Origin of the sequence: Actinomadura luzonensis (assembly GCF_022664455.2) — a bacterium.
Lineage (GTDB): Bacteria > Actinomycetota > Actinomycetes > Streptosporangiales > Streptosporangiaceae > Nonomuraea > Nonomuraea luzonensis.
Genome location: NZ_JAKRKC020000001.1, coordinates 1,066,373 through 1,092,474, shown reverse-complemented (window position 1 = coordinate 1,092,474; position 26,102 = coordinate 1,066,373). Strand labels below are relative to the sequence as shown.

The following is a 26,102-nucleotide window of genomic DNA, read 5'->3' as shown; positions in this document are numbered from 1 at the left end:
CCGCAACCAGCGGAGATTTCGGATCTTGACTATTGCGTGACGGTTCGTGTGCGTGCTTGTCCCTTTAGTGGGGAGAATCCGGACCTAGGGAACTTGGACATGTCGAGGGAGGCGAGACGCGTGGCCTTGATGACGAGCCGGTTCGCCGACGGCCTCGCCGTGGGTTCCGACCTGGTGGTGGCCGCGCAGAACGCCGTCGGCCGGGCCCTGTCGAGGCTCAGCGGTCAGGCGGACCTGGTCTGCTTCTTCATCTGCGGCGACGACCCGGACGACGTCGCCCGGGCCGGTCAGGCCGCGATGGAGCTCGCGCCCGGCGCGCACGTGATCGGTTGCAGCGCCACGGGGGTGATCGGCGACGGGCAGGGGGTGGAGCTGACGCCCGCCGTGAGCGCCTGGGCGGCGACCCTGGAAGGGGCCAGGCTCACCACGTTCGCGCTGGACACGCTGGCGGCCGAGGACAAGTTCGTGGTCGTCGGGCTGCCCGAGCGCAGCCCGGACGACCACGTGGCGATCCTGCTGTCCGACCCGTACAGCTTCCCGACCGACGCCTTCGTCGAACGCTCGGTGGACGTGCTCGGCGACCTGCCGCTCATCGGCGGCCTGGCCAACGGGCTCCAGGGGCGCGGCTCGGTGCGGCTGTTCGCGGACGGCAAGGTCTACCGTGAGGGCGCGATCGGCGTGCTGCTCAGCGGGCCGCTGAAGGTGAGCACCGTGGTCAGCCAGGGCTGCCGGCCGATCGGGCCCAGCATGGTGGTCACCGCGTCGGAGGAGAACCTGCTGCTGGAGCTGGCCGGGCAGCCCGCCCTGGCCCGGCTGGAGGACATCGTCAGCGACCTGGACGAGGACGACCGCGAGCTGGTCGCCGCCGGCCTGCAGATCGGCATCGCCATGGACGAGTACGCCGAACGCCACGAGCGCGGCGACTTCCTCATCCGCGGCGTGATCGGCATCGACCCCGAACGCGAGGCCGTCGCCATCGGCGACATCGTCGAGATCGGCCGCACCGTGCGCTTCCAGGTGCGCGACGCCGCCACCGCCGACGAGGACCTGTACGACGTCCTGGACGCCCACCGCGAACAACTCGGCCGGGTGGACGGGGCGCTGCTGTTCTCCTGCAACGGACGCGGGTCGGCGATGTTCGGCACCGCCGACCACGACCCCGTCGCGCTGCGCGACACGCTCGGGCCGATCGGGGTGGCCGGCTTCTTCGCCGCCGGCGAGGTCGGGCCCGTCGCCGGGAACAACCACGTGCACGGTTTCACCGCCTCCGTCCTGGTCTTCTCCAGCCTGTCGGGCACGCCATGAGCCTCCACTCCGGCCCGGCGGGCCGGCGGTGATCCTCGCGATCGACGTCGGCGGCACCAAGATGGCCGCCGGGCTCGTGACCTCCGACGGCACGGTGACCGGCACCGTACGGACCGCCACCCCGCAGAGGGCCTCGGCCGAGGTGCTGTGGCGGACGCTCATCGACCTCGTCGACCCCCTGGTGGAGGGGCAGCGGCCGGACGGGGTGGGGGTCGGCTGCGGCGGGCCGATGTCCTGGCCGGACGGCGAGGTCTCGCCGCTCAACATCCCCGGCTGGCGCGGCTTCCCGCTGCGCGCCCGGCTCGCCGCGCGCTTCCCCGGGCTGCCGGTGCGCCTGCACAACGACGCCGTCTGCCTGGCCGTGGCCGAGCACTGGCGCGGGGCCGGGCAGGGGAGCGCCGACATGCTCGGCATGGTCGTCTCGACCGGCGTCGGCGGCGGGCTCGTCCTGGACGGGCGGCTCGTCAACGGCGGCACCGGCAACGCCGGGCACATCGGGCACGTTATCGTCGAGCCGGACGGCGGGCCGCGCTGCGGGTGCGGCGGGTACGGCTGCCTGGAAGCGGTCGCCCGCGGCCCGGCCCTCGTCGCGTGGGCCCTCGCCCACGGCTGGCACCCCACCACCGGGACCGCGCCCACCCCTTCGGCTGCGGCCACTTCTTCGACTGGGGCCGCTTCTTCGGCTGCGGCCACTTCTTCGGCTGCGGCCACTTCTTCGACTGGGGCCGCTTCTTCGGCTGCGGCCACTTCTTCGACTGGGGCCGCCCCTTCGACTGCGGCCGCCCCTTCGACCTCAGCGGTCGCGCCGGCCGGCCGGACCGGGCCGGCCGCTCCCGCAGGGGCCGGCGCGCCCGCCCCCGGGGGCGCGCAGGGGGCGTCCGGTGCCGTCGTGCTCGCCGATGCGGAGCCGGAGCCGGAGCCGAGCGGTGCCGGGCGCACCGGTCGAAGGACCGGCGGCCCCGGCGAGCGGACCGTCGGAGACGTGCTGACGGGCCACCGAGCCGGTGACCGGCCCGATGAGTGGCCCGATGAGCGGGCCGGTGATCGGGCGGGTGGTCGAGCAGGTGGTTGGGCCGGTGATCGGGCGGATGGTCGAGCGAGTGATCGGACCGGTGATCGGGCCGGTGATCGGGCCGGTGATCGGGTGGGGGATCGGGCAGCGGCCGGGGACCCGTACCGGGAGGACCGGGCCGTCACCGCGCGGCAGCTCGCCGCCGACGCCCGCGCCGGCGACCCGGCCGCGGTGCGGGCGATGCGCCGCGCCGGGCGGGCGCTGGGCATCGCGATCGCCTCCGCCACCCACCTGTGCGACCTGGACGTCGTCACCATCGGCGGCGGCCTGTCGCAGGCGGGGGAGCCGCTGTTCGGCCCGCTGGAGGAGGCGCTGCGCGAGCACGCCCGCATGGGGTTCGCCCGCCGCGTGAAGGTCCTGCCCGCCGCCCTGGGCCAGGAGGCGGGCCTCATCGGCGCCGCCGCCCTGCTCCTGGCCGCCGGCAGCTACTGGACCCCGCCCGCCAACCCCTGAGACGAGGGCCCGGAGGCCCGGCGGCTCGCTGCTCGGGAAGGGAGAGCCGCCGGGCCGTCCGGGGGTGAGGGTGTCAGCCGGTCTCCTCGTTCAGACCCGGACCGTCGCCTTCGTGGGTGCGCAGGCTCGGCCCGTCGTCCTTCTTCCCTTCGTCCGTGCCGCCCCCTCCGGATGACGGCAGCGGCAACGAGGTGGGCGCGCAGGGCGCCACCTCGCCTTGCACCACCGAGAGCGAGGTGGCCGTGGGCGGCCGGTCGTCGCCGTCCTTGCTCTTGGTCACCGCCAGCACGAGCGTCGCTCCCGCCGGCACCTGCCCCTTCATGATCGCGAAGGAGATCCCGTCGCCGCTCCGCCCGATCCGGCCGGAGAACCTGCCGGCCAGGTCCGCGGGCCGGCCGCGCACGGCCTGGCAGGTCTGCCCTTCCGGCAGGTAGTCCACGACCGCCTTGACGCCGTTGCGTCCCAGCTCGGCCGCCAGCCCGCCGGGGTCGGTGAAGGCGCTGATCCGCACGTCCACCGTCCCGTCGGCCGCCTTGGTGACGGCGTACGCGGGCTGCTGGAAGACGGTCCCGCCGAGCGCCACGACCGCCGCCGCGGCCGCCGCCACGCCCGCGACCGCGAAGCCCAGCCGCCGTCCGCGGCCCGTCCGCGCCTGCTCCATCGGGGGTGTCGCCGTGGTCGTCATGATGTCGTCCGCCGTTCTCGTGGTGATCTCCGACTTGAGTGCACTGAGAAGGCGCTCCTCGAAGCTGCTCATGCCTGTCGTCCTTCCAGGTACACGGATGCCGGCGAAGCGACGTCCGCCAGGGCCCGGCGGGCCCTGTGCAGCCTGACCCGGGCGGTCACCTGCCCGATCCCCAGTGCCGCGGCGGCCTCCTTCAGGCTGAGCTGGTCGATCGCCACGAGCTCCAGCACGGCGCGCTCGCCCTCGGGAAGCCCGGCCAGGGCCTCCCAGGCGCTGCGCATGCGGCGCTCGGCGTCGATCCGCTCCTCCATGCGGGTGAGGTCGTCGTCGTCCATCAGCCGCCGGCCGGCCAGCCTGCCGCCGGCGCGGGCCTCCCTGGCCGCGCGCCGGTGCTGGGCCGACACGACGTTGCGGGCGATGCCGTACAGCCAGGCCACCTCGCTGCCACGGCCGGGGACGTAGGTGTGCGCCGAGTCCAGCACCGCCACGAAGATGTCGGCCGTCAGGTCCGCGGCGAGGTGCGGGTCGCTCACCCGCCGCGTCACGAACCTCAGCACGGCCTCGACGTGACGGCGGTAGAAGGCCTCGAAGGCCGCGGGGTCCTCATTGAGGCGCATGCCCCACTCCCTGTTCGTCGTTCGCCTTACACCTTTACTTGGCTCGGCCGACGAGAAACGTTGCCGCCCTGGTCAGGACGGGCGTCGGGGCTGGAAGAGCCAGGCGTCGAAGAGCGGGCCGAGGTCCTTGCCGGACATCCGCTCGGCGAGCGCGACGAACTGGTCGGTCGTGACGTGGCCGTAGCGGTGCTCGGCGGTCCAGGTGCGCAGCAGCGCGAAGAACGTCTTGTCGCCGACGGCCTTGCGCAGGGCGTGCAGGGTCATCGCGCCGCGCGTGTAGACGGACTGGTTGAACAGGTCGTTGGGCTTGGCGCGGCCCGGCGGGTAGGCCCACATGGGGTCGTCGGCCGGGCGGGCGAGGTTCTGGGCGAAGCTGGCCTCGGCGGTGCCCTTGCCCTTGTGCTCGGCCCACAGCCACTCCGCGTACGTGGCGAAGCCCTCGTTGAGCCAGAGGTCCTGCCACCGCCGGATGCTCAGGCTGTTGCCGAACCACTGGTGGGCCAGCTCGTGGGCGATGATGGTCTCGTCGGGGTCGAAGCCGCCGTACATCGGCTTGGTCTGGTTCTCCAGGGCGTAGCCGGCGGCGTAGTCGTCGACGACGCCGCCGGTGGAGTCGAACGGGTAGGGGCCGAACACGGTGGCCCAGTAGTCGGTGACCTCGCCGGAGGTCTCGTAGACGTGGTCCAGCGACTTCTTGAAGGCCGGATCGACGGCGGCGATCACCGGGGTGCCCGCGCCGGAGCGGCCCTCGCGCAGCTCGAAGCGCCCCAGCGTGGCCGTGGCGAGGTAGGTGACCATCTGCCGCCGCTCGCGCCAGCGCCACGTGGTGCGGCCGTTGGCGGTGGCGGGGCGGCCGGTCAGCTCGCCGTTGGCGAGGGCGGTGACGCCGGCCGGCACGGTGATGGCGAAGTCGAAGGTGGCCTTGTCGGCGGGGTGGTCGTTGGCGGGGAACCAGGTCTTGGCGCCGTCGGGCTCGGCGGCGACGAACGCGCCGTCGGCGGTGGGGATGAAGCCGTAGACGCCGAGGTTGTCGGCGTCCTGGACGGGTGCGGGCACGCCGGCGTAGGCGACCTCGACGGTGAAGCGGGCGTCGTCGCCGATCGCGCGGGCCGGCCGGACGGTGAGCTCCTGGCCCTGCCGGGAGAAGCCGGCCGGCGCGCCGTCGACCGTGACCTTGCTGACCTCGAAGCCGGACAGGTCGAGGTTGAAGCTCGACAGGGCCTGCGTGGCGGCGGCCTCGATGGTGGTGACGCCCTCCAGCCGCTTGGTGGCGGGCGTGTAGTCGACCGCGATGGCGTAATGGGCGACGTCGTAGCCGCCGTTGCCGTCCCTGGGGAAGTCGGCGTCGCCGATGCCGGGCGCGCCGGCGCGGGCGTCGGAGACCGTCCGCGCCTCGGCGGTGGAGGGGCCGGCGGACGGGGGCGGCTGGTCCGCGGGCGCGCAGGCGAGCGCGCTGACCAGCGCCGCCAGCAGCGCGACGCCGCGCCTTCTGTAACGCATCCCCGAACCAGCCCCCTTCGATTCGTGACCAGAATATTACGCAGTGTCAGGCGCCGGCGCCGGCGGCGGCCCTGGTGGCCTGGTCGTGCGGCGCCTGCCCGCGGGGATCGAAGAGGACCCGGCCGGGGTCCAGGGGCCGGCCGGCCCGCGGGCGGCGTCGTGACGGGTCTGGTGGTGGTGGCGATCCCATATGGTGCTGATCGCCCAGGACAAGTCGGGACAAACTAAAGGTTGCCCCTGCGTTCCTGCTCCCGCTCGATGGCCTCGAAGAGGGCCTTGAAGTTGCCCTTGCCGAAGCCGAGCGACCCGTGCCGCTCGATCAGCTCGAAGAACACCGTGGGGCGGTCCTGCACCGGCTGGGTGAAGATCTGCAGCAGGTAGCCGTCCTCGTCGCGGTCCACGAGGATACGGCGCTTCTTCAGCTCCTCGATCGGCGCCCGCACCTGCCCGATGCGCTCGCGCAGCTCGGGGTCGTCGTAGTACGAGTCGGGCGTGTCGAGGAACTGCACGCCGGCCGCCCGCATGTGGTCGACCGTGGTGATGATGTCGTTGGTGGCCAAAGCGATGTGCTGCACGCCGGGGCCGCCGTAGAACTCCAGGTACTCGTCGATCTGCGACTTCTTGCGGCTGACGGCCGGCTCGTTGAGCGGGAACTTGACCTTGCGCGTGCCGTCTGCCACCACCTTCGACATGAGCGCTGAGTACTCGGTCGCGATGTCGTCGCCGATGAACTCGGCCATGTTCGTGAAGCCCATCACCTTGCGGTAGAACTCCACCCACTCGTCCATCTTGCCCAGTTCGACGTTGCCGACGCAGTGGTCCACGGCCTGGAACAGCCGGCCGGTCCGCGTCGCGGGCGGGGCCACCAGCGGCTCGGCGGGGGCGTAGCCGGGCAGGTAGGGGCCGCCGTAGTTGGCGCGGTCGACGAGCGTGTGCCGGGTCTCGCCGTACGTGGCGACGGCCGCGAGCACCACCTTGCCGTGCTCGTCCTCCAGCGTGTACGGCTCCTCCAGCCCCCGCGCCCCCTGCTCGACGGCGTGCCGGTAGGCGCCCTCCACGTCGGGCACCTGGATGGCCAGGTCGATCACCCCGTCGCCGTGCTCGGCCACGTGCCGTGCCAGGTCCGTGCCCGGCCGGATCGAGGCCCGGAACTCGAAGGTGGCGCTGCCCGAGGTCAGGACGTAGGCGGCGGTGTCCGGGCTGCCGTTCTCGGGGCCGCGGTAGGCCACCAGCTTCATGCCGAAAGCGGTCGAGTAGTAGTGGGCGGCCTGCCGCGCGTTGCCGACGGCGAACACGACGGCGTCCATGCCGTTGACCGGAAAGACATCACTCATACGCCCAACTGTTGATATGGCTGGACGAGTTGCGCAAGAGTTACCTGAAAGAGTGGACAATCTGCCTAGCCTATGGCCGGCCGGTCCGCTATTTCTGTACAGCATGACGACGATCGACGATCTCGACGCCCGGCTCATCGCGCTGCTGACCGCCGAGCCCCGCCTCGGCGTGCTGGAGTGCTCCCGCCGCCTCGGCGTGGCGCGCGGCACCGTCCAGGCCCGGCTCGACCGGCTGACGGCGCGCGGCGTCGTGACCGGTTTCGGCCCCGACGTCTCGCCCGCCGCGCTCGGCTACGACGTCACCGCCTTCGTCACCATGGAGATCCGCCAGGTCGCCGGGCACGACCCGGTCGCCGACCGGTTGGCGCGCATCCCCGAGGTGCTGGAGGTGCACACGATCACCGGGGCCAGCGACCTGCTCTGCCGGGTGGTCGCGCGGACGAATGCGGATCTGCAGCGAGTTATCGATCAAATAGTGGATGTCCAGGGAGTGTTGCGGACTAATTCGATCATTGCCCTGGACACCCCGGTTCCCTACCGAGTGCTGCCCTTGGTCGCCGATGTTCCACGCCGTGAGGGCCGCCCGACGTAGTATCGGTATGGGACGGGGCACCGGTGTCGATCGTTTACCCTTGGCGTTTGCCCAGCTTGCAGGCTTACGACTGAGGGGGGTCGAAGGTGCGAAGGGGTAGAGGAGACGGAATGCCGAAACGGCGGATTCTCCGGCTTCTGCTGATTTGTATAGGGGCTGGATTCCTCGTTCTCGTCGGGCTTTTCGCGGTCGCGTGGGCCATGACTCCTATTCCCGACACCACCCAGAAGCAGGCCACCGCGCAGGGCTCGGTGATCTATTACCGCGACGGCAAGACCGTCCTCGCCCGGCAGGGCGTCGACCGCAAGGTGGTCGAGCTGTCCAAGGTGCCCGAGCACGTGCGCGAGGCGGTCATCGCGGCCGAGAACCGCTCGTTCTACGAGGACGCCGGCGTCTCGGTCAAGGGCACCGCGCGGGCCGTCTGGTCCACCGTCAGCGGCCAGCAGCTCCAGGGCGGCTCCACGATCACCCAGCAGCTCGTCCGCAACTACTACAGCGGCCTGAGCCAGGAGCGCTCGGTCACCCGCAAGTTCAAAGAGATCCTCATCGCGATGAAGGTCGACCAGTCCAAGTCGAAGGACTGGGTGCTGGAGCAGTACCTCAACACCATCTACTTCGGCCGCGGCGCCAACGGCGTCCAGTCGGCCGCCCGCGCCTACTTCGGCAAGGACGTCGAGGACCTCAGCGTGGCCGAGGGCGCCTACCTCGCCTCGGTGATCCAGCAGCCGAGCCGCTTCGCCGACCCCGAGGGCGCCGACCTCCAGGCGGCGCAGGCCCGCTGGAGGTCGGTGGTGCAGGCCATGGGCCAGATCGGCGCGCTGACGCCCGAGCAGGTGGCCGCCCAGAGGTTCCCCGAGCTGATCGCGCCGAAGAAGCCGTTCGAGCTGAAGGGCCAGACCCGCTACATGCTCCAGCAGGTCACCGACGAGCTCAACCGGCGCGGCTACACCGACGAGGAGATCAACAGCGGCGGGCTCAAGATCGTCTCGACGTTCGACAAGAAGCTCATGGCGGCGGCCGAGCGGGCGGTCAAGGAGGTGCTGCCGGACAACACGCCGAAGAAGGTCCGCACCGGGCTCGCGGCGGTCGACCCGGCCACCGGCGAGGTGGTCGCCTTCTACGGCGGCGACCCCGACCGCTACGACTACGACAACGCCTTCTCGGCCAAGGTCATGGCGGGCTCGACGTTCAAGCCGTACACGCTGGCCGCCGCGCTCGACAACGGCTTCGACCTGTCCACCCGCGTCAACGGCAACTCGCCGCTCCGGGTGGCCTCCGCCGACAAGCCCATCCCCAACGACAGCGGCCGCTCCTACGGCCAGATCAACCTGGTGCAGGCCACCCAGAACTCGGTCAACACCGCCTTCGTCGACCTCGGGCAGAAGGTCGGTCTCGACAAGGTGGCCGAGACCGCGGAGGCGGCCGGCATCCCGGCGAGCCAGCTCACCCAGCGCACGGCCGCGTCGTTCCCGCTCGGCGTGTCGTCGGTCAGCGCCGTCCAGAACGCCTCCGGCTTCTCCACCTTCGCCAACAAGGGCGTGCACGTGGAGGCGCACGTGCTCAGGTCGGTCACCGACAGCGAGGGCCACAAGGAGGTCGTCAAGCCCGCCGAGATCAAGGTGGTCGGCGAGCAGGCGGCGGCCGACGCCACGTACGCGATGCAGCAGGTCGTCAAGTACGGCACCGGCACCGCCGCCCGCCTCTACGACCGGCCGGTGGCCGGCAAGACCGGCACCACGGACGACTCGCGCTCGGTGTGGTTCAACGGGTTCACGCCGCAGCTCGCGGTCGCGGTCGACATGTTCCGCGACGACAACGCCACGGTGAAGATCCCCGGGTACGGCACGCAGTTCGGCGGCCAGCTCCCCGCGCAGATCTGGCGGGCGTTCATGACCGAGGCCATGGCGGGCGAGCCGGTCGAGGAGTTCCCCGAGCCGTCCGAGTACGGCTACGGCGGCGACGGCTGGTCCCCGTCCTACCGGGGCCGTGGCGACGAGCCGCAGCAGGACGCGACGCCGCCGTCCCGCGACTGGAACACGCCGGAGCCCGGCCCGAGCGAGCCGGCCTTCACCGACGCGCCGCCCACCCAGGACCCCGGCGACAACCGGCAGAACGAGCCGAACGGCCGCAACAACGAGCGCGGTGACCAGCCCGAGCAGACCGACCAGCCGTTCCAGGACCAGCCCGACCAGCCCTCCACGGGCACCGACCAGGGCCCCTCAGGCTTCGACCGCACCAACGGCCCCAACGGCTGACCCGCGCCGCCGGCGCGGGCGGTCACGCGCCCGCCGTCACGCGCCCGCCGTCACGCGCCCGCCGTCACGCGCCCGCCGTCACATGCCCGTCAGCTCGGCCCGCAGCGCCTCCACGCTCGTCACCGGCATCCGGCAGGTGAAGCCCCGGCACACGTAGGCCGCCGGGGCCTCGCCGATCGGCCCGCGCCCCTCCAGCAGCGCCGGGAACACGCCCTCGCCCGGCACCACCGCCTCGCCCGTGCCGCCGCGCGTGGCCGCGTCGCCGTCGCCCAGCGCGACCACCAGCCCGGGGACGTCGGCCAGCAGCGCCTCCCGGTGCAGCGCCGCCCGCCGCGGGTCGCCGGGCGCGCCGACGATCGCCACCTCCACCGGCCCGTCGAGCGCCGCCCGCGCCACGGCGAGGCCCCAGCCCGCGAACCGGGCGTGCCCCTCGGCCAGCACCGACACCGCGCCGAGCGCCGCCTCGGCGGCCTCGCGGTGCCGGGCCGAGCCGGTCAGGGCCCCGTACGCCAGCAGCGCGCCGGCCGCCGCGAACTGCCCGGACGGGGTGGCGTTGTCGGTCGGGTCCTGGGGGCGCTGGAACAGCCGCTCGGCGTCGTCCGCGGTGTCGTAGAAGCCGCCCGCGCCGTCGGCGAAGCGGTCGAGCACGACGTCGAGCAGCGTGCCGGCCAGCCGCAGCCAGCGGGCCTCGCCGGTGACCCCGTAGAGCGCGATCAGGCCCTCGGCCACGTCGGCGTGGTCCTCCAGCACCCCGGCGTTCGTGCCCGCCCGGCCGTCCTTGGACGTGCGCAGCAGCCGGCCGTCCACCATGTGGACGCGCTCCAGCAGCTCCGCCGCCCGCCGGGCCGCCGCGACCAGGTCGGGCCGCTCGAACACCGTGCCCGTCTCGGCCAGCGCGGCGATGGCCAGGCCGGTCCAGGCGGCCACCACCTTGTCGTCGCGGCCGGGGCGCACCCGCCGCTCCCTGGCCGCCAGCAGCCGCTCGCGGACCCGCTCGTAGCGCTCGGGGTCGTCGGGGTCGCGGAGGAGCTGCAGCACCGACGTGCCGTGCTCGAACGTGCCGGTGACCTCGAACAGGCCCGCCGCCCACCGCCCGTCGTCCTCGCCCAGCGCCTCGCGGAGCTGCTCGGGCGTCCAGACGTAGAACCTGCCCTCGACGCCCTCGCTGTCGGCGTCGAGGGCCGAGGCGAAGCCGCCCTCCGGGGTCGTCATCTCGCGCAGCAGCCAGCCGGCCGTCTCCAGCGCCACGCGCCGGGCCTGCTCGCCGCCGCCCGCCTTCCACCAGTGGGTGTAGACGCGCAGCAGCAGCGCGTTGTCGTAGAGCATCTTCTCGAAGTGCGGCACGACCCAGCCGGCGTCCACGCTGTAGCGGGCGAAGCCGCCGCCGAGCTGGTCGTACATGCCGCCGCGGGCCATCGCCTCCAGGGTCTTGCCGCTCATCTCGCGCTCGCCCGCGCGCAGCAGGAACTCCAGCACCATGGACGGCGGGAACTTCGGCGCGCCGCCGAACCCGCCGCGCACCGGGTCGAACGACTCGCGCAGGTTGGCCACGGCCCGCGCCAGCGTCTCCTCGGAGGGCAGCGGGCCGCTGGGCAGCGTGGTGCCGGAGCCGAGCGCCTCCACCACCTTCGCGCCCTGGCTCAGCACCGACTCGCGGTCGCCCGTCCACACCCTGTGGACCTCCTGCAGCAGGCGCTGGAAGTGAGGGCGCGGGAAGTAGGTGCCGCAGAAGAACGGGTGGCCCTCGGGCGTGGCGAACACCGTCATCGGCCAGCCGCCCTGCCGGGTCATGGCCTGGGTGGCGCCCATGTAGACGGCGTCCACGTCGGGCCGCTCCTCGCGGTCGACCTTGATGTTGACGAAGTGCTCGTTCATCAGCCGGGCCGTCGCGGGGTCCTCGAAGCTCTCGTGCGCCATGACGTGGCACCAGTGGATGTCAAGAAGCGAGTAACCAATGGCAGGATGAGTACCCCACACTGATCAACAGGGGTACGTCCCGCCTACTCGCTTCTTGCATCGCCTCCTCTCCCCAAGGCCACCAATCAACTGGGTTGTTGGCGTGCTGGAGGAGGTAGGGAGAAGTCTCTCTACCAAGCCTGTTCATGCGATCAGGCTCTCACACCACCGGTCAGAACAGCACGATGCGGGTGAGCAGCACCTGCTGATTCTTCCTGTCGATCCGATACTCGGCGATGCCGTATCCCTTGGGGATGAGGATCTCGCGCCAGTCGGGGTCGGCTTCGACCTGGTCACTGCCCGCGAGCCACGGGTCCTCGCAGATGGCAACGGTCAGTGCCGCGACAGTCGAGAACACTTCAGCTGCAACCGATGGGTCGGCGAGCGTGTCAGCCACGACCTCCGACGGGATCACAGGCCATAGGTCGTCCTCGTTCACTGGAGGCCGCGCTCCTGCCGTCGGCGCAGAACTTCATCCATGGTGGTAGTAGGAAGGGTCCCGGCTTCGGCCGCCGCTCGAATGCGGTCACGATCGGGGTCGGTATCGAGCATCGCGCGCCCCCACCAGGCGTTGAGAACTCCGTCCAGCTCCGGGCCCTGTTGGGCTTCCAGGAGTTCGGCGAAGAACTGCGCGCGGCGGCTGCCTCGCAGCGCATTGGAGATCCCGCCGATCGTCCGCGGCACCCTGGGGTGGTCCGCTGTGACACCGTGGACAGGCTGAGCGCTCATGACACCACCTTTCACGCTGTTCAGCGTACGTCCTGATCCCAACTACCCGCAGGAATCTCTTGGCACCAGTGGCAGGCGGAGTAGCCGACGCTGATGAGCAGCGGCACGTCCCGCCGCCGGGCCTCCGCGAACGCCTCCTCGCCCCACGGCCACCAGTCGACCGGGTTGTCCGCGTGCTGGAGCAGGTAGGGAGAGGTCTCACCGCCGAGCCTGTTCATAAGATCAGGCTCTCACACCGCGGCCGCCGCGCCCGGGGTGGGGAAGGCGCCAGCGGGGCCGCCGCCGACGGCGTAGGTTACGGAACGTGGATGTGGACTTCGTCTGCGCCTGCGCCGCGCGCCCGGCGGGCCGCCTGACGCGCAGGGACGTGGCCAGGGCGTTGCTCGCCGTGCCCTCGGGCGTGGCGCTGGTGGCGCTGCCCGACCTGCGGCGGGCGCTGGTGGCGGCGGGCAACCCGCTGTCGCGGGCGTTCTGGGACTCCGCCAAGGCGACCCTCGGCTCGATCGAGTCCGGCGTGGCGACGGTCGGCGACGTGCAGCGCTGGGTGGAGTCCACGGGCACCGAGCCGATCCTGATGACCCCCGGCTACTTCGTCTGGCCCGAGGAGGACGAGCGGGGGCCGGTGACGGCGGAGATGTTCGCGCGGCTGGTCGCCTACCTGGAGGAGCGGGTGGAGGCGGGCGAGGTCGATCCCGACGCGCTGGCCGAGGGCGACCCGGAGGCGCGCGCGGCGTACGAGGAGCTGCAGGAGCGCTGGCTCACCACGCCGCTGCCCGACGGCCGGGTGCCCGGCGAGGCGGTCAACGACGAGCAGAACGAGGAGCTGTTCGCCGCCTGGGACGAGGAGGAGGCGTTCGCCCTGTCGGAGCTGCGCCGCATCCTCGGCGGGCTGCCGCGGCGGCCGGAGCTGCCGGCGGCCGAGCTGGACGCGGCCGGGGCCCGCCTGCGCGTGCTGCTCGCCGGCTCCGGCTACCCGGCGAACGTGTTGCGAGCCTGCGCCGGGCTCGACGACCGGCCGGTGCCGGCCGACGACCGCGAGCTGTGGCTGGCGGTGGCGGCGGGCGTCGCGGGCCCGATCTCCGACCTGCCGGAGGCGGGGGACGAGCCGGAGGCGTTCGCCGACCTCGACGGGCGGCTGAGCGAGGAGGACGCCGCGCTGGCCAACCTGTGCGCCATCGAGCACGCCGACTGGCTGGCGGCGGTGACCGCGCTGGCCCGGCTGGGGCCCGGCGTGCTGGCCTCGCCGGAGCGGATGGCCCGGCTCATCGCCGAGTCCGAGGACATCGACAACGACGACCAGAGCGCCGGCGACCTCGGCGCGACCGAGAGCTTCTTCTCCACGGTGGTGCACCTGTGGAGCCTGCTCGGCATCGTGGACGCCACCGGGGTGCTCACGCCGCTCGGCTGGTGGGGCCTGCCGCAGGCGCTGGAGCGGGCCTGGTCGCCGTCGCCCGAGTAGCGGGGCGCCTCACTCGCGCTCGTCCACCAGGCCCTTGAACTCGGGGTGGCGCTCGATGTACTTGGCCACGTACGGGCACAGCGGCACGACCCGCAGGCCGGTGTCGGCGCTGGCCTGCAGCGCGTGGCCGACGAGCCGGCCCGCCAGGCCCTGGCCCTCGTACTCGGGCGCGACCTCGGTGTGGGTGAAGACGACCTTGGTGGGCAGCAGGCGGTAGTCGGCGAACCCGGCGACCTTGCCGTCCACGAGGACCTCGAAACGGTTCTGCGTCGAGTTGTCGACTACTTCGATCGGCATCTACTCGGCTTTCCTGTCGTCCGCGTCGCCCTCGCGGGGCACCTGGATCTTGGCCATCTGCTTGTTCATGGACTTGATCAGAAAATACAGGGCGAACCCGATGAGGGCCACGACGACGAAGCCGAGCAGACCCGGACTCACATCACCTGCTGCTAGTACGGTCACCCTTCCAGTATGCCGCCGGGCCCCCGTGGTGCCGCCGCCGCCCGGCCGCGGTTCAGTGGCAGGCGGGGGAGACGTCGGCGGCGTGGATGCCGGCGAACAGGTCGTCCTCGGGCAGCTCGGTGTCGACCAGCGAGCGCGCGAGGTGGTAGTCCTCGGTCGGCCAGATCTCCTGCTGCAGCTCGCGCGGGCAGACGAACCAGAACCCGTCGGGGTCGACCTGCGTGGCGTGCGCCAGCAGGGCCTCGTCGCGGATCTGGAAGTACTCGCCGCACGGCACCCGGGTGGTGACCGGCCACTTGGCCGGGCGGTCCTCCCAGCGGGAGATCCAGTCGGCGTACGGGGAGCCGAGCCCCCGCTCGGTCATGGCCTCGTGCAGCGCTTCGAAGCGCTCCTTGGTGAAGCCCATCTGGTAGTAGAGCTTGAGCGGCTGCCAGGGGTCGCCGGTGCCGGGGTAGCGGTCGGGGTCGCCGGCCGCCTCGAACGCCTCGACCGACACGCGGTTGGTCATGATGTGGTCGGGGTGCGGGTAGCCGCCGTCGTCGTCGTACGTGATGATCACGTGCGGGCGGAACTCGCGCACGGCGGCCACCAGCGGGCGCGAGGCGTCCTCGAGCTTCTGCAGCGCGAAGCAGCCCTCGGGCAGCTCCTCCTCCTCGCTCTCCGGCAGCCCGGAGTCGACGAAGCCGAGGAAACGCTGCTGCACCCCGAGGATCTCGCGGGCGCGGTCCATCTCGGCCCGGCGCACCTCGCCGATGTTGGCCACGATCTCGGGGCGGTCCATCTTCGGGTTGAGCACGGAGCCCCGTTCACCGCCCGTAAGGGTGCAGACCAGGACTTCCACGCCTTCGCGCACATAGCGCGCCATCGTCGCGGCGCCCTTGCTCGACTCGTCGTCGGGGTGGGCATGGACGGCCATCAGCCTCAGCGGTGCACTCACGGGCTCGATGTCTCCTCAGTCGGACCGGTCACTTAGTTTGTCTGCAGGCGGTCGTGAGGGTCAGGTCGTGTACCGGGACCCCCGCGGGCGACAATTGTCTCGGATAACGCCGAGGGAGTGCAGGGAGATTCCGCCATGGTCACCACAGATGCCGGGAACGGGCCCGTTCTCGGCACCCCCGACGACCTGCCCGACGGTCCGCGGCGCCGCGGCCGGCTGGTCGTCCACGTCGTCATCGGCGTCCTGGTGGCCATCGTCGCCGGTGGGTGGGGCTACGTCATGTGGTCGATGACGGCCGGCGGCTCGGAGGCGCCGGCGCAGGTCGTCATGTTCGAGGTGGAGGGGCCGACACGGGCCGAGATCACCTTTGAGGTGTACAAGCCAGACGATAGGGTGGCCGTCTGCCGGATCAGGGCTCTGGACGTCAATCACGCGGAAGTGGGCAGCAAGGAAGTAAGAATCCCGGCTGGTGAGGGTAGTAAGCAGCTCAAGGAAAGCCTGGACACCACCGGCCAGGCGACTTCCGTCCACGTCCAGTACTGCAATCTCGTATAGTGAGACATTTGGGGAAGCGTTCCGACGGTTAAGTTGTTAGCCTTTCGCAATTCAACCGTTGGAAACCTCAAGTGATCACAGGGCCCCCTAGGCAAGCAAGGAGAACCCGTGGCCGACTCTCGCGATGAGAACGTCACATGGCTGACGCAGGAGGCGTACGACCGCCTGAAGGCGGAGTACGAATATCTCTCTGGCCCCGGGCGCGTCGACATCGCCAAGAAGATCGAGGCCGCCCGTGAGGAGGGCGACCTGCGCGAGAACGGCGGCTACCACGCCGCCAAGGACGAGCAGGGCAAGATGGAGGCCCGGATCTTCCACCTCCGGCAGATCCTCGACAACGCCCAGGTCGGCGAGGCCCCCAAGGCCGAAGGCGTGGTCGGGCCGGGCATGACGGTGACCATCCGGTTCGTCGGCGACGACGAGGAGGTCACGTTCCTGCTCGCCTCGCGCGAGGAGAGCGGTGCGCCGATCGACGTCTATTCGCCGAAGTCCCCCCTCGGAGCGGCGATCAACGGTAAAAAGATCGGTGAGAAGGCGACCTACTCCCTGCCCAACGGGCGCCAGAACACCGTCGAGATCCTGGAGGCCGTGCCGTACATCGGCAACTGACCCCCCTGGAGACGAACCGCCGGGCCCACGCTGGTCCGGCGGATTTCGTGCATGGGGCCGGAATCCGGCAGGATCTCACTTTCCTCGTACAAACCCGTAAGCGCCGTAATTCGTACAAGTTAGTGCCGTTCATCGTGGTGGCACTGGTAGCGGTGCTGACCGCCGACGTGCTGCTGCTCGTGCAGCCCGAGGCGGCGCTCCAGGCCGGGGCCGGGTCCGCCGCCCACCGCGCCGCGCCGAAGCAGACGTTGCTGGCCGAGCGCCAGACCCAGGAGCGGCAGGCGGAGCCGGCCCGCACCGCGCGGCCGGTGGCGCCGCTGCAGAAGCTGCACAAGCCCAACCTGTTCGTGCTGACCCGCAAGCCCTTCACCGAGGCGCTCTTACGCAAGGTCGCCAAGCTGCGCGGAGTGCGCGCGCTGGAGCTGGCCGACGCCGCCTCCATCACGCTCGACGGCAAGCGGGTGCAGACCCTCGCCGTCGACCCGTCCACGTTCCGGTCCTACACCCCCAAGGTGACCGCCTCCTCCGACGCGCTGTGGCAGAACGTCGCGGCGGGCGACGTCGCGGTGTCGTTCGTGCTCGGCACCGACGGCGGGCTGTCGCTGCACCGCCAGGTGCGCGGGCCGGCCGGGCCGCTGCGCATCGGCGCGTACGCGACCACCGGCTTCGGCGCGGTGGACGCCGTCGTCTCCAAGGACGTCGGCCGCGTGCTCGGTCTGCCGCACGACAACGCGCTCATCGTCAGCGCCCCCGACGCCAACTCCGCGACCCTGCGCGGCCGCATACTCAAGGTGCTGCCCAAGGGCACGCAGATCGCCACCGTCAACCCGGTGCTGCCGCAGCCGCGGCAGCAGACGGCCAGGAACTGGCCGGCGGGCTCGTTCATGACGGCCGAGCAGATCCAGGTGGCGCTCCGGGCCGCCGCCTCCAAGCTGGGGCGGCCGTACGTGTGGGGCGCCGAGGGCCCCGACACCTTCGACTGCTCGGGCCTCGTCCAGTGGGCCTTCGCGCAGGCGGGCGTGCGCATGCCGCGCGTGACGCACCAGCAGTGGGTGACCGGGGCGCAGGTGCCGCTGTCGCAGGCGCAGCCGGGCGACCTCATCTTCTGGCGGTCCGACCCCACGAACCCGGACTACATCTCCCATGTGGCGATTTATTGGGGTAACGGGCAGATGATCCAGGCGCCGCGCACCGGCGACGTCGTCAAGATCTCGAAGGTCTACACCAGGAACCTGGCCGGCGTCGTGCGGGTGAGCCCGATCGCCGCCGCGCAGGTCCGCTAGGCATCTCCACCGGGCGACACCTTCCTTCCCTCCCGTGCGCGTCGCCTGCAACTGTGTAATGTTGATTACATGGCTACAGACGATGACGTGACGTCGGAGGTCCGGGGCTGGTTCACCGGACGGCTCCCCGAGGGCTGGTTCACCGGAGCCCCGCAGATCATCAGGGACCGCGAGGAGATCGCGGTCATCGGCGCGCTGCCCGACCCGCCCGGCGACACCCCGGACAACGAGCGCGCCGCCCTCGTCGAAGGGCTGGCGCGGCGCTTCAGGGAGGAGACCCGCGAGCGGCGCATCGAGATCGCCCGCGAGGCCGAGCGCAGGTTCCGGCAGAAGGTGTCCTGGGGCGTCTCCTGCGGCGGCCTCACTGTGATGTTCACCACACTGTCGGTGCCGGTCATGACCCGGCTGCGCCAGTCGGAGCGGCAGGTCCTCGACACGCTCGTGGCCGCCGGCGTGGCCCGCAGCCGCAGCGACGCGCTCGCCTGGTGCGTCCGCCTGGTCGGCCGCAACGCCGACACCTGGCTCGCCGAGCTCCGCGATGCTCTCCAGCACGTCGACCGCGTGCGCGCCGCCGGCCCGGACGTCAATTCCTAGAGCGTCCAGGGCAAACGGCCGGAGCAATGGACTAAACCACTGCGGAAATTGGTTTAGACCAGCGGAATTGGACTGGACCAGTCAATGTTAATTCTCTTTTAAATCCTCCGCGGTTGGGTAGGCTCCCCCAATCGCCAGGGCCCCTGCCTGCGACGACGGCCCAGCCAACAGGTCTACGCCAATTGGCTTTCGGGCCGCTTCGTCGTTAATGATGACTGGGCCCTGAGAGAGTGGAGGAGTCGCAGTCGTGTCCCTTACCGTGGAAGTGCCCGCGCCGACGAGCAATAGCGAATTGGCCGCGTGGGTGAAAGAGATAGCAGCCCTGACCGAGCCCGATCGGATCGAGTGGTGCGACGGCTCCGAGGAGGAGTGGACGCGCCTGACGAACCTCCTCGTCGAGCAGGGCACGTTCATCCGGCTCGCCGCCCGCCCCAACAGCTTCTACGCCAAGTCCGACCCGAGCGACGTGGCCAGGGTCGAGGACCGCACCTTCATCTGCTCCGAGCGCCCGGAGGACGCCGGGCCCACCAACAACTGGATCGCCCCGGCGGAGATGCGCCGGACGTTCGGCGAGCTGTTCAAGGGCTGCATGCGCGGCCGGACCATGTACATCGTCCCGTTCTGCATGGGCCCGCTCGGCGGCGAGATCTCGCAGGTCGGCGTCGAGATCACCGACTCCCCGTACGTGGCCGTCTCCATGCGGATCATGACCCGCATGGGCGAGCGGGCGCTGCGCCTCATCGAGGAGCGCGGCGACTTCGTCAAGTGCGTGCACTCCGTCGGCGCCCCGCTGGAGCCCGGCCAGGACGACGTGCCCTGGCCGTGCAGCTCCACCAAGTACATCAGCCACTTCCCCGAGACCCGCGAGATCTGGTCCTACGGCTCCGGCTACGGCGGCAACGCGCTGCTCGGCAAGAAGTGCTACGCGCTGCGCATCGCCAGCGTCATGGCCCGCGACGAGGGCTGGCTGGCCGAGCACATGCTCATCCTGAAGCTCACCCCGCCCTCCGGCGAGACCCGCTACATCGCCGCCGCCTTCCCGAGCGCCTGCGGCAAGACCAACCTCGCCATGCTCCAGCCCACGATCCCCGGCTGGAAGGTCGAGACCATCGGCGACGACATCGCCTGGATGCGCTTCGGCGAGGACGGCCGCCTGTACGCCATCAACCCGGAGGCCGGCTTCTTCGGCGTCGCCCCCGGCACCGGCGAGGTCACCAACGCCAACGCGATCAGGACGCTCTGGGGCAACAGCATCTTCACCAACGTCGCCCTCACCGACGACGGCGACGTGTGGTGGGAGGGCCTGACCGACGAGCCGCCCGCGCACCTGACCGACTGGAAGGGCCGCGACTGGACGCCGGACAGCGACGAGCCGGCCGCCCACCCGAACGCCCGCTTCACCACCCCGGCCGCGCAGTGCCCGACCATCGCCCCCGAATGGCAGGACCCCAAGGGCGTGCCCATCTCGGCGATCCTGTTCGGCGGTCGCCGCGCCACCGCCGTGCCTCTGGTCACGGAGTCGCTGAGCTGGGAGCACGGCGTCTTCCTCGGAGCCAACGTCGCCTCCGAGAAGACCGCCGCGGCCGAGGGCAAGGTCGGCGAGCTGCGCCACGACCCGTTCGCCATGCTGCCGTTCTGCGGCTACAACATGGGCGACTACTTCGGCCACTGGCTGGAGATCGGCCGGCGCGAGGGCGCCGTGCTCCCGCGCGTCTACTACGTCAACTGGTTCAGGAAGGACGCCGGCGGCCGCTTCCTGTGGCCGGGCTTCGGCGAGAACGCCCGCGTGCTGAAGTGGATCGTCGACCGGCTCAACGGCGAGGCCAAGGCCGTGCCGACCCCGATCGGCCTGCTGCCCGACCACCTCGACACCGAGGGCCTGGACCTGCCCGAGGACGACCTGCGCACGCTGCTCAGCGTGGACCGCGAGATCTGGCGCGAGGAGGCCAAGCTGATCCCGGCCCACTTCGAGAAGTTCGGCGAGCACCTGCCGAAGGAGCTGTGGCAGGAGTACCACGCGCTGCTCGACCGGCTCGGGTAGCGGCCGCCCTTGTGCGGTGCGGCGGCCTGGCCCTACCTTGGCGCCTGCCGCCGTACCGACGCATTGGGGGGCATCGTGGGGTTCGTCCTGCTCGTGGCCGCGCTCGCCGTGGTCGTGCTGGTCAACGTGGCGGGCGGCCGGGTCGAGGAGGCCAGGCGGCGCGTCGCCGAGGCTCCGCCGGGCGGCGGCGGGCACTTCCTGGGCCCGTACGAGCTGGCGTACCTGGCGGGCGGGCCCCGCAGGGCCATCAACACGGCGCTGGCCGTCCTCGCGACGGCCGGCGCCGTCCGCGTCTCCAGGGGCTCCCGGGTCACCGCCGTGCACGGGGCGCGGCCTTCGCCGGTGCCGATCGAGCAGGCCGCGCTGGACGCGCTCGCCTCCCGCCCCGGCGGCTACCGGGCCGCCGAGCTGCGGCGCGAGCTGGAGTCGCAGCCCGCCCTGGCCGCGCTCGCCGCCGAGCTGGAGGCGCGCGGGCTGCTCGTGCCGCGCGGGGCGTTCGCGACGGCGTGGCGGCGGCGCGACCAGCTCGCGGCCGTCACGTGGCTGGCGGCGGGGTTCGTGGCGCTGGTGGTGACGCTGAAGGTGACCGGCGCGCTGAGCGGCGACGAGGTCTTCGGCGGGACGGTGCTGTTCGGGGTGTTCGCCGTGATCGTCGGCTTCGGGTCCTGCCGCAAGCACGGCAGGCGGCTGCGGAACGTCGTGACGCGGGAGGGCCGCGAGGTGTTGCGGGCCGCGCGCGCCCACCATCCGCGCGGCGTGCGCGACCCGGGCTCGCTGGCGCTGGCCGTGGGGGTGCCGGTGGCGCTGTACGGGCTGGCGGACGCGGGCGACCCGGCGCTCTGCGACGAGCTGGCGGCCGGCGACCCGGGCGGCGACTGCGCCGGCGCCTGCGGGACGTACAGCGGCGGCGACGGGCCGTCCTACGGCGACTCCTACGGCGGCTCGGACTTCGGCGGCTCGGACTCGGGCGGCTCCTCCGGCTGCGGGAGCGGGTCGGACGGCGGGTCGAGCTGCGGCGGCGGCGGTTGCGGCGGCGGCTGCGGCGGGGGCGGCGACTGACTTCCCGGCGTGGACGGAAGTGTGGCCCCGGAGGCGGAACCTTCCCGCCCGCTCCACTCGTCTTCCGGGTACCCGGCCCGTCGGGCTGCCTTCGGAGGGAGGGCTCGGATGGATCTGGTCCTGCTCGGCTCCGCGGCGGTGGTCGCCGCGTTCGTCCTCCGCACGGCCCTGGAGCTGCGGGGGGAGCACGCCGCCGCCCTCGCGGCCGGGGCCGGGGCGCGGCCGCGGCCGCTCGGGCCGTACGAGCTGGCGTACGTGGCCGGCGGGGCGCGGCGGGTGGCGGACACGGCGCTCGCGGTGCTGGCCGGGGCCGGTCACGTACGGGTGGCGCGCGGCGGCACCGTGCACCGCGTGCACGCCCCTGCCTCGGGGCGCGACCCGGTGGAGGAGGCGGTGCTGGGCGTGCTCGCCTCCCGCTCGGGGCTGCCGGTGACCGCGCTCCGCGTCGAGACCGGCCGCACCCTCGCCATGGACGCGCTCGCCCGCCGGCTCGCCGGGGCGGGCCTGGTGCTCGCCCCCGGCGCCTTCGAGCGGGCCGCCCGGCTGGCCGGGCGGCTGCGGTGGGCCGCGGTGGTGGTGCTCGCCGGCGAGGTGCTGACGCTGGTGACGATCGTGGTCCAGGGCGTGCGCCGGTCGGCGGTGGCCGCACTGGCCGTGCTCGCGGCGACGGGGGTGTTCGCGCTGGTCGCGGCCGGGCGGCAGCGGCGGGCCGCGCGCGCCACGGTGACCGGCGCGGGCCTGGAGTCGCTGGAGGCGGCGCGGGCCGGGCATCCGCGGGGGACGGCCGAGGAGGCGTACGCGGTCGCGCTGTACGGCCTCGGCGCGGTCCGCGACCCCGCTCTCCAGGTGGAGCTGGCGGCGGGCGACCGGGGCGGCGGCTGACGACGGGATCGTCACGGGAAGGAGAACCGAGGTGCGGGGAGACAGGAGCGGCGGCATGACGGGGGAGCGGGACGACGGGAACGGGCGGACGGAGCTGGGCGTCGGCATCGGCTGGCGGTCGGAGCTGGACCTCACCGTCGAGCGTCTGGCGGGCGTGGACTTCGTCGAGGCCATCGCCGAGAACCTGCGGCCCGGCGACCTGCCGGAGTCGCTGCGGCTGCTGCGGGCCAAGGGCGTGCCGGTGATCCCGCACGGGGTGTCGCTCGGGATCGGCGGGGCCGAGCCGCCGTCCCCCGGCCGGCTGGCGCACCTGGCCGCCTGCGCGGAGGCGCTGGACGCGCCGCTGGTCAGCGAGCACCTGGCGTTCGTCAGGGGCGGCGGTTTGGAGGCGGGGCACCTGCTGCCGATCCCGCGCACCCGGGAGTCGCTGCGGGTGGTGACCGAGAACGTGCGCCGGGCCCAGGACGCGCTGCCCGTCCCGCTGGCGCTGGAGAACGTGGCCGCCATCTTCGGCTGGCCGGACGACGAGCTGACCGAGGGCCGCTTCCTCGCCGAGCTGGTCGAGCGGACGGGGGTGCGGCTGCTGGTCGACGTGGCCAACCTCTACACCAACCAGGTCAACCTGGGCCTGTCGGCGGTGGCCGCGCTCGACGACCTGCCGCTGGAGCGCCTGGCGTACGTGCACGTCGCCGGCGGTTACGAGCACCAGGGCATCTGGCACGACACCCACACCACGGCCGCGCCCGAGCCGGTCCTCGACCTGCTGACCGAGCTGTGCGCCCGCGCGGCCCCGCCCGGCGTGCTGCTGGAGTGGGACGACGAGTTCCCGAGCGACGCGGTTCTCGCCGCCGAGCTGGGGCGCATCAGGGCCGCGATGGCCGCGGGCGCGGAGCGGGTCCGATGAGCCCGCCCGAGGAGGAGCGGCCCGAGGAGGAGCGGCCCGAGGAGGAGCGACTGGCGGAGGCGCAGGCCCGGCTGGCGGAGGCGCAGGCCCGGGTGGTGCGGGCGCTGGTCGCGGCGGGCGAGGTGCCCGAGGGCTTCGACCAGGCCCGGATGCGCGCCCAGGCGGCCAGCCTGGTCGCCAAGCGGCGGGCCATCGTGGCGCGCATCCGTCCCGACACCGCCGTGGCGGCGGGGCCGAAGCTGGCCGCCGAGTTCGCCGCGTACGCCCGCGCGCGCACCGAGCCGCCGCCCGGCTACCGCGCCGACGCCGACGACTTCGCCGCCTGGCTGCGCGAGCGCGGCCTGATGGCGGCGGAGGACCGGCCCCGCCGCAGGTCCCGCTGGTGGTCCAGGCTCGTGCCGTAAGCTGCGCCCGGGAGGCGACATGCGCATCGTCAACATGGGCGAGTGGCCACTGGACGAGCACGTCCACGAGCCCGGCGGCGAGCCGCTGTGGAACGAGTCCTACTATTTCGACTTCGTCGCCGGCGACGGCGAGCTCGCCGGCTACGTCCGGCTGGGCCTCTACCCCAACTGGAAGCGCGCCTGGTACTGGGCCTGCCTGGTCACCCCCGGCGGCCTGGCCGCGTCCGTGATCGACCACGACGCGCCGCTCCCCGCCGGCGGCGACCCCGCCCTGACCGTGCGGGGCGCGGGCTACGAGGCGTCCCAGCAGGCCGGCGAGCCGTTCGGCGCGGCCCGGGTCCGGCTGGTCTCCGACGCGCTCTCGCTCGACCTGGAGTGGCGCACGGCGGGCGGCGTCTACGGCTACTCCCTGACCCCGCGCTACGAGATCCCCTGCGAGGTCACCGGCACGATCGACGGCCGCCCCTTCCGCGGCCACGGCGAGCGCGACCACAGCTGGGGCGTCCGCGACTGGTGGTCGATCTCCTGGATGTGGAGCAGCGCCCGGCTGTCCGACGGCACCTTCCTGCACGGCATGCGCGCCAACCTCGGCCTCGACCTGCCGTGGCCGGCGTTCACCGTGCCGCCGGGCGGCGAGCTCGCGCACGCCGGCGGCTTCGCGGCGGCCACCACGTTCGACGGCGACCGGCCGGCGGAGACCGTGCTGCGCTTCCCCGGCCTCGCGGTGACGGCGCGGCCGGTGGCGTTCGCGCCGGTGACGCTGGTGTCGCCGGAGAACGCGGTGGCGGCGTTCCCGCGCGCGCTGTGCCGGTTCGAGGCCGAGGACGGCCGCTCGGGGCACGGCTGGACGGAGTGGCACCAGCCGCCGGGATGGCGCTCGCACGCCTGGGTTTAGCGGGTGACGCCCGGGAAACGCAGGGTGCATGGGGGGACTGCGCTGCCTCGACGGCTCCTACTTGAGCGTCACGCCGGTGGCGTGCCGCGACAGCGTCGGCGCCCCGTACGAGGTGACGCTGGAGCTGCACCGTGACGGCGACCCGTACGGCAGCGTGGGCGAGCGCTGCGGCTGGCTGCTGAGCCGCCTGGCGCGCGGCGTGGACGAGGCCCGCGAGGGCGCGGCCCCGTCCTGGGCCGACCCCGACGACCGCTTCCCCGGCGACGAGCCGGACGGCGAGCTGTTCTCTTTCCGCTACCGCAGCAGGTCGGGCCCGGCGGGCGGCGAGCTGAGCTGCCGCCTGCGCACGATCCCGCTGTGGGAGGGCGGCCGGTGGCGGGTGACCAGGCGCGCCTACGTGGAGGCGTGGGGCGCCACGGGCGTCGGCCTGCGGGCGGTGCTGACCTCCGCCGAGCTGTCGTCGTTCGTGCGCGGTCTCGTGCGGGAGGCCGAAGGATGTCTGGAAGGCGGAGATCTGGCGAGGAATGCGATAGAGGGAGCAGGCACGGGCGAAACGCGGTGATAATTGCCTGTTGGGTCATTGACGAAGGCATACCGCTGGGGAGGACACTCCGTGGGCCTGCGCGACCTGGTCTACCGGCTGTACGAGCGCCGGCTGGAGGCCAAGCTGTCCCGGGACAGCATCCCCCGGCATGTCGGGGTCATCATCGACGGCAACCGCCGCTGGGCGCGCGCCATGGGCATGAGCGACGTCTCCACCGGGCACCGCAAGGGCGCCGACAAGATCTCCGAGCTGCTCGGCTGGTGCCGGGAGACGGGCGTCGAGGTCGTCACCGTGTGGATGCTCTCCAACGACAACCTCAACCGGCCGCGTGAGGAGCTGGAGCCGCTTCTGCGCATCATCGAGGACGTGACGCGCGAGCTGGTGGACGAGGGCTGGCGGATCATCCCCGTCGGGGCGCTCGATCTGCTCCCCGCCCGCACGGCGAATGTCCTGAAAAATGCAAAAGAAGCTTCATCACACCGTCCAGGCCTGATTGTGAACGTTGCAGTTGGGTATGGAGGAAGACGTGAGATTGCCGATGCGGTGCGCTCACTGCTCCAGGAGCAAGCGAGCAAGGGGGCGAGCATCGAGGACCTCGTCGAGGTACTCGATGTCGAGCACATCGCCGAGCATCTCTACACTCGCGGCCAGCCCGACCCGGACCTCCTCATCCGGACCTCGGGCGAGCAGCGTCTGTCGGGCTTCATGCTCTGGCAGAGCGCTCATTCCGAGTTCTACTTCCACGAGGCCTACTGGCCCGACTTCCGCAGGGTGGATTTCCTGCGGGCGCTGCGCGATTACGCTGCGAGACATCGACGTTACGGTTCTTGACACGACATTCGGGTATCGAGGACGTAACGTTGAAAGTGTCCGGCCACAGGTCGGACACTCCGGAGAGGGCCCGCCTTTGCACGATGACTTGCCGAGGGGGGCCGGAACCCGGCACCACCGGCACGTCACGGTCGGGGAACGCGGG

26 protein-coding genes and 2 pseudogenes are annotated in these 26,102 nt (G+C 72.2%); 17 read left to right on the top strand and 11 right to left on the bottom strand.

Annotation, left to right across the window (positions count from 1 at the left end; all coding sequences use genetic code 11):
• Window positions 1-129 precede the first annotated feature (129 nt).
• On the top strand, window positions 130-1,305 hold the full coding sequence (locus MF672_RS05115; protein ID WP_242381776.1) for an FIST signal transduction protein: 1,176 nt from the start codon (window positions 130-132) through the stop codon (window positions 1,303-1,305).
• A gap of 28 nt (window positions 1,306-1,333) precedes the next feature.
• Window positions 1,334-2,830 (top strand): ROK family protein, encoded by a 1,497-nt coding sequence (locus MF672_RS05110; RefSeq protein WP_242381769.1) that lies wholly within the window; start codon window positions 1,334-1,336, stop codon window positions 2,828-2,830.
• A gap of 73 nt (window positions 2,831-2,903) precedes the next feature.
• Here MF672_RS05110 and MF672_RS05105 read toward each other — a convergent pair whose 3' ends face one another.
• From MF672_RS05105 to hppD, 4 genes are all read right to left on the bottom strand, one after another.
• The gene (locus MF672_RS05105; RefSeq protein ID WP_242381770.1) at window positions 2,904-3,587 is read right to left on the bottom strand and encodes a hypothetical protein; all 684 of its coding nucleotides are present in this window, start codon (window positions 3,585-3,587) and stop codon (window positions 2,904-2,906) included.
• Entirely contained in the window at window positions 3,584-4,132 is a 549-nt protein-coding gene (locus tag MF672_RS05100) for an RNA polymerase sigma factor (protein WP_242381771.1), read from the bottom strand. Before MF672_RS05100 ends, MF672_RS05105 begins: the two co-directional genes overlap by 4 nt.
• A gap of 72 nt (window positions 4,133-4,204) precedes the next feature.
• Window positions 4,205-5,632, bottom strand: a complete 1,428-nt coding sequence (locus tag MF672_RS05095) for a M1 family metallopeptidase (RefSeq protein WP_242381772.1) — start codon at window positions 5,630-5,632, stop codon at window positions 4,205-4,207.
• 224 nt (window positions 5,633-5,856) lie between these two features.
• Complete coding sequence (gene hppD, locus MF672_RS05090; protein ID WP_242381773.1) at window positions 5,857-6,966, bottom strand: 4-hydroxyphenylpyruvate dioxygenase; 1,110 nt, start codon at window positions 6,964-6,966, stop codon at window positions 5,857-5,859.
• 103 nt (window positions 6,967-7,069) lie between these two features.
• Here hppD and MF672_RS05085 point away from each other — a divergent pair, with 103 nt between their 5' ends.
• A complete protein-coding gene (locus MF672_RS05085; protein WP_242381774.1) occupies window positions 7,070-7,558 on the top strand; it encodes an Lrp/AsnC family transcriptional regulator in 489 nt (162 codons plus the stop codon).
• 200 nt (window positions 7,559-7,758) lie between these two features.
• Window positions 7,759-9,813 (top strand): transglycosylase domain-containing protein, encoded by a 2,055-nt coding sequence (locus tag MF672_RS05080; RefSeq protein WP_242381775.1) that lies wholly within the window; start codon window positions 7,759-7,761, stop codon window positions 9,811-9,813.
• Window positions 9,814-9,891: 78 nt separating this feature from the next.
• Here MF672_RS05080 and MF672_RS05075 read toward each other — a convergent pair.
• From MF672_RS05075 to MF672_RS05060, 4 genes and pseudogenes are all read right to left on the bottom strand, one after another.
• A pseudogene (locus MF672_RS05075) lies at window positions 9,892-11,917 on the bottom strand (thioredoxin domain-containing protein).
• Between the two features lie 24 nt (window positions 11,918-11,941).
• Window positions 11,942-12,208, bottom strand: a complete 267-nt coding sequence (locus MF672_RS05070; protein WP_242376460.1) for a hypothetical protein — start codon at window positions 12,206-12,208, stop codon at window positions 11,942-11,944.
• The gene (locus tag MF672_RS05065) at window positions 12,205-12,498 is read right to left on the bottom strand and encodes a hypothetical protein (protein ID WP_242376461.1); all 294 of its coding nucleotides are present in this window, start codon (window positions 12,496-12,498) and stop codon (window positions 12,205-12,207) included. Before MF672_RS05065 ends, MF672_RS05070 begins: the two co-directional genes overlap by 4 nt.
• 35 nt (window positions 12,499-12,533) lie before the next feature.
• A pseudogene (locus tag MF672_RS05060) lies at window positions 12,534-12,716 on the bottom strand (DUF255 domain-containing protein); the annotation flags it as partial.
• Between the two features lie 86 nt (window positions 12,717-12,802).
• Here MF672_RS05060 and MF672_RS05055 point away from each other — a divergent pair.
• Window positions 12,803-13,957 carry a hypothetical protein gene (locus MF672_RS05055; protein WP_242376462.1) on the top strand — a complete coding sequence of 385 codons (1,155 nt, stop codon included), beginning with the start codon at window positions 12,803-12,805 and terminating at the stop codon, window positions 13,955-13,957.
• A gap of 9 nt (window positions 13,958-13,966) precedes the next feature.
• Here MF672_RS05055 and MF672_RS05050 read toward each other — a convergent pair whose 3' ends face one another.
• The 3 genes from MF672_RS05050 to mca all read right to left on the bottom strand — a co-directional run bounded on the left by MF672_RS05050 (window position 13,967) and on the right by mca (window position 15,356).
• Entirely contained in the window at window positions 13,967-14,254 is a 288-nt protein-coding gene (locus MF672_RS05050) for a GNAT family N-acetyltransferase (protein ID WP_242376463.1), read from the bottom strand.
• Window positions 14,255-14,395 carry a hypothetical protein gene (locus MF672_RS05045; protein WP_242376464.1) on the bottom strand — a complete coding sequence of 47 codons (141 nt, stop codon included), beginning with the start codon at window positions 14,393-14,395 and terminating at the stop codon, window positions 14,255-14,257. It abuts the gene before it with no gap.
• A gap of 76 nt (window positions 14,396-14,471) precedes the next feature.
• Complete coding sequence (mca, locus tag MF672_RS05040) at window positions 14,472-15,356, bottom strand: mycothiol conjugate amidase Mca (protein WP_242376465.1); 885 nt, start codon at window positions 15,354-15,356, stop codon at window positions 14,472-14,474.
• Window positions 15,357-15,491: 135 nt separating this feature from the next.
• Between mca and MF672_RS05035 the strand changes: the two genes are divergently transcribed.
• The 12 genes from MF672_RS05035 to MF672_RS04980 all read left to right on the top strand — a co-directional run bounded on the left by MF672_RS05035 (window position 15,492) and on the right by MF672_RS04980 (window position 25,957).
• A complete protein-coding gene (locus MF672_RS05035) occupies window positions 15,492-15,911 on the top strand; it encodes a DUF4307 domain-containing protein (RefSeq protein ID WP_242376466.1) in 420 nt (139 codons plus the stop codon).
• Window positions 15,912-16,019: 108 nt separating this feature from the next.
• Entirely contained in the window at window positions 16,020-16,520 is a 501-nt protein-coding gene (gene greA / locus MF672_RS05030; protein ID WP_242376467.1) for a transcription elongation factor GreA, read from the top strand.
• Window positions 16,521-16,657: 137 nt separating this feature from the next.
• The gene (locus MF672_RS05025) at window positions 16,658-17,803 is read left to right on the top strand and encodes a C40 family peptidase (RefSeq protein ID WP_242376468.1); all 1,146 of its coding nucleotides are present in this window, start codon (window positions 16,658-16,660) and stop codon (window positions 17,801-17,803) included.
• A 69-nt stretch (window positions 17,804-17,872) separates the two neighbouring features.
• On the top strand, window positions 17,873-18,397 hold the full coding sequence (gene abmR / locus MF672_RS05020) for an ATP-binding transcription factor AbmR (RefSeq protein WP_302893160.1): 525 nt from the start codon (window positions 17,873-17,875) through the stop codon (window positions 18,395-18,397).
• A 247-nt stretch (window positions 18,398-18,644) separates the two neighbouring features.
• On the top strand, window positions 18,645-20,438 hold the full coding sequence (locus MF672_RS05015) for a phosphoenolpyruvate carboxykinase (GTP) (RefSeq protein ID WP_242376469.1): 1,794 nt from the start codon (window positions 18,645-18,647) through the stop codon (window positions 20,436-20,438).
• A gap of 75 nt (window positions 20,439-20,513) precedes the next feature.
• Complete coding sequence (locus tag MF672_RS05010; protein WP_242376470.1) at window positions 20,514-21,497, top strand: TIGR04222 domain-containing membrane protein; 984 nt, start codon at window positions 20,514-20,516, stop codon at window positions 21,495-21,497.
• A 108-nt stretch (window positions 21,498-21,605) separates the two neighbouring features.
• Entirely contained in the window at window positions 21,606-22,379 is a 774-nt protein-coding gene (locus MF672_RS05005; RefSeq protein WP_242376471.1) for a TIGR04222 domain-containing membrane protein, read from the top strand.
• 31 nt (window positions 22,380-22,410) lie between these two features.
• Window positions 22,411-23,283 (top strand): MbnB/TglH/ChrH family RiPP precursor modification enzyme, encoded by an 873-nt coding sequence (locus tag MF672_RS05000; protein WP_242376472.1) that lies wholly within the window; start codon window positions 22,411-22,413, stop codon window positions 23,281-23,283.
• Window positions 23,280-23,687 carry an SCO6045 C-terminal-like domain-containing protein gene (locus tag MF672_RS04995; protein WP_242376473.1) on the top strand — a complete coding sequence of 136 codons (408 nt, stop codon included), beginning with the start codon at window positions 23,280-23,282 and terminating at the stop codon, window positions 23,685-23,687. The genes MF672_RS05000 and MF672_RS04995 overlap by 4 nt, the downstream gene beginning before the upstream one ends.
• 19 nt (window positions 23,688-23,706) lie before the next feature.
• Window positions 23,707-24,582, top strand: coding sequence for a DUF7064 domain-containing protein (locus MF672_RS04990; RefSeq protein ID WP_242376474.1), 876 nt, complete (start codon window positions 23,707-23,709; stop codon window positions 24,580-24,582).
• A gap of 28 nt (window positions 24,583-24,610) precedes the next feature.
• Window positions 24,611-25,144 (top strand): hypothetical protein, encoded by a 534-nt coding sequence (locus MF672_RS04985; RefSeq protein WP_242376475.1) that lies wholly within the window; start codon window positions 24,611-24,613, stop codon window positions 25,142-25,144.
• A gap of 51 nt (window positions 25,145-25,195) precedes the next feature.
• Window positions 25,196-25,957, top strand: a complete 762-nt coding sequence (locus MF672_RS04980) for an isoprenyl transferase (protein ID WP_242376476.1) — start codon at window positions 25,196-25,198, stop codon at window positions 25,955-25,957.
• Window positions 25,958-26,102: the final 145 nt, after the last annotated feature.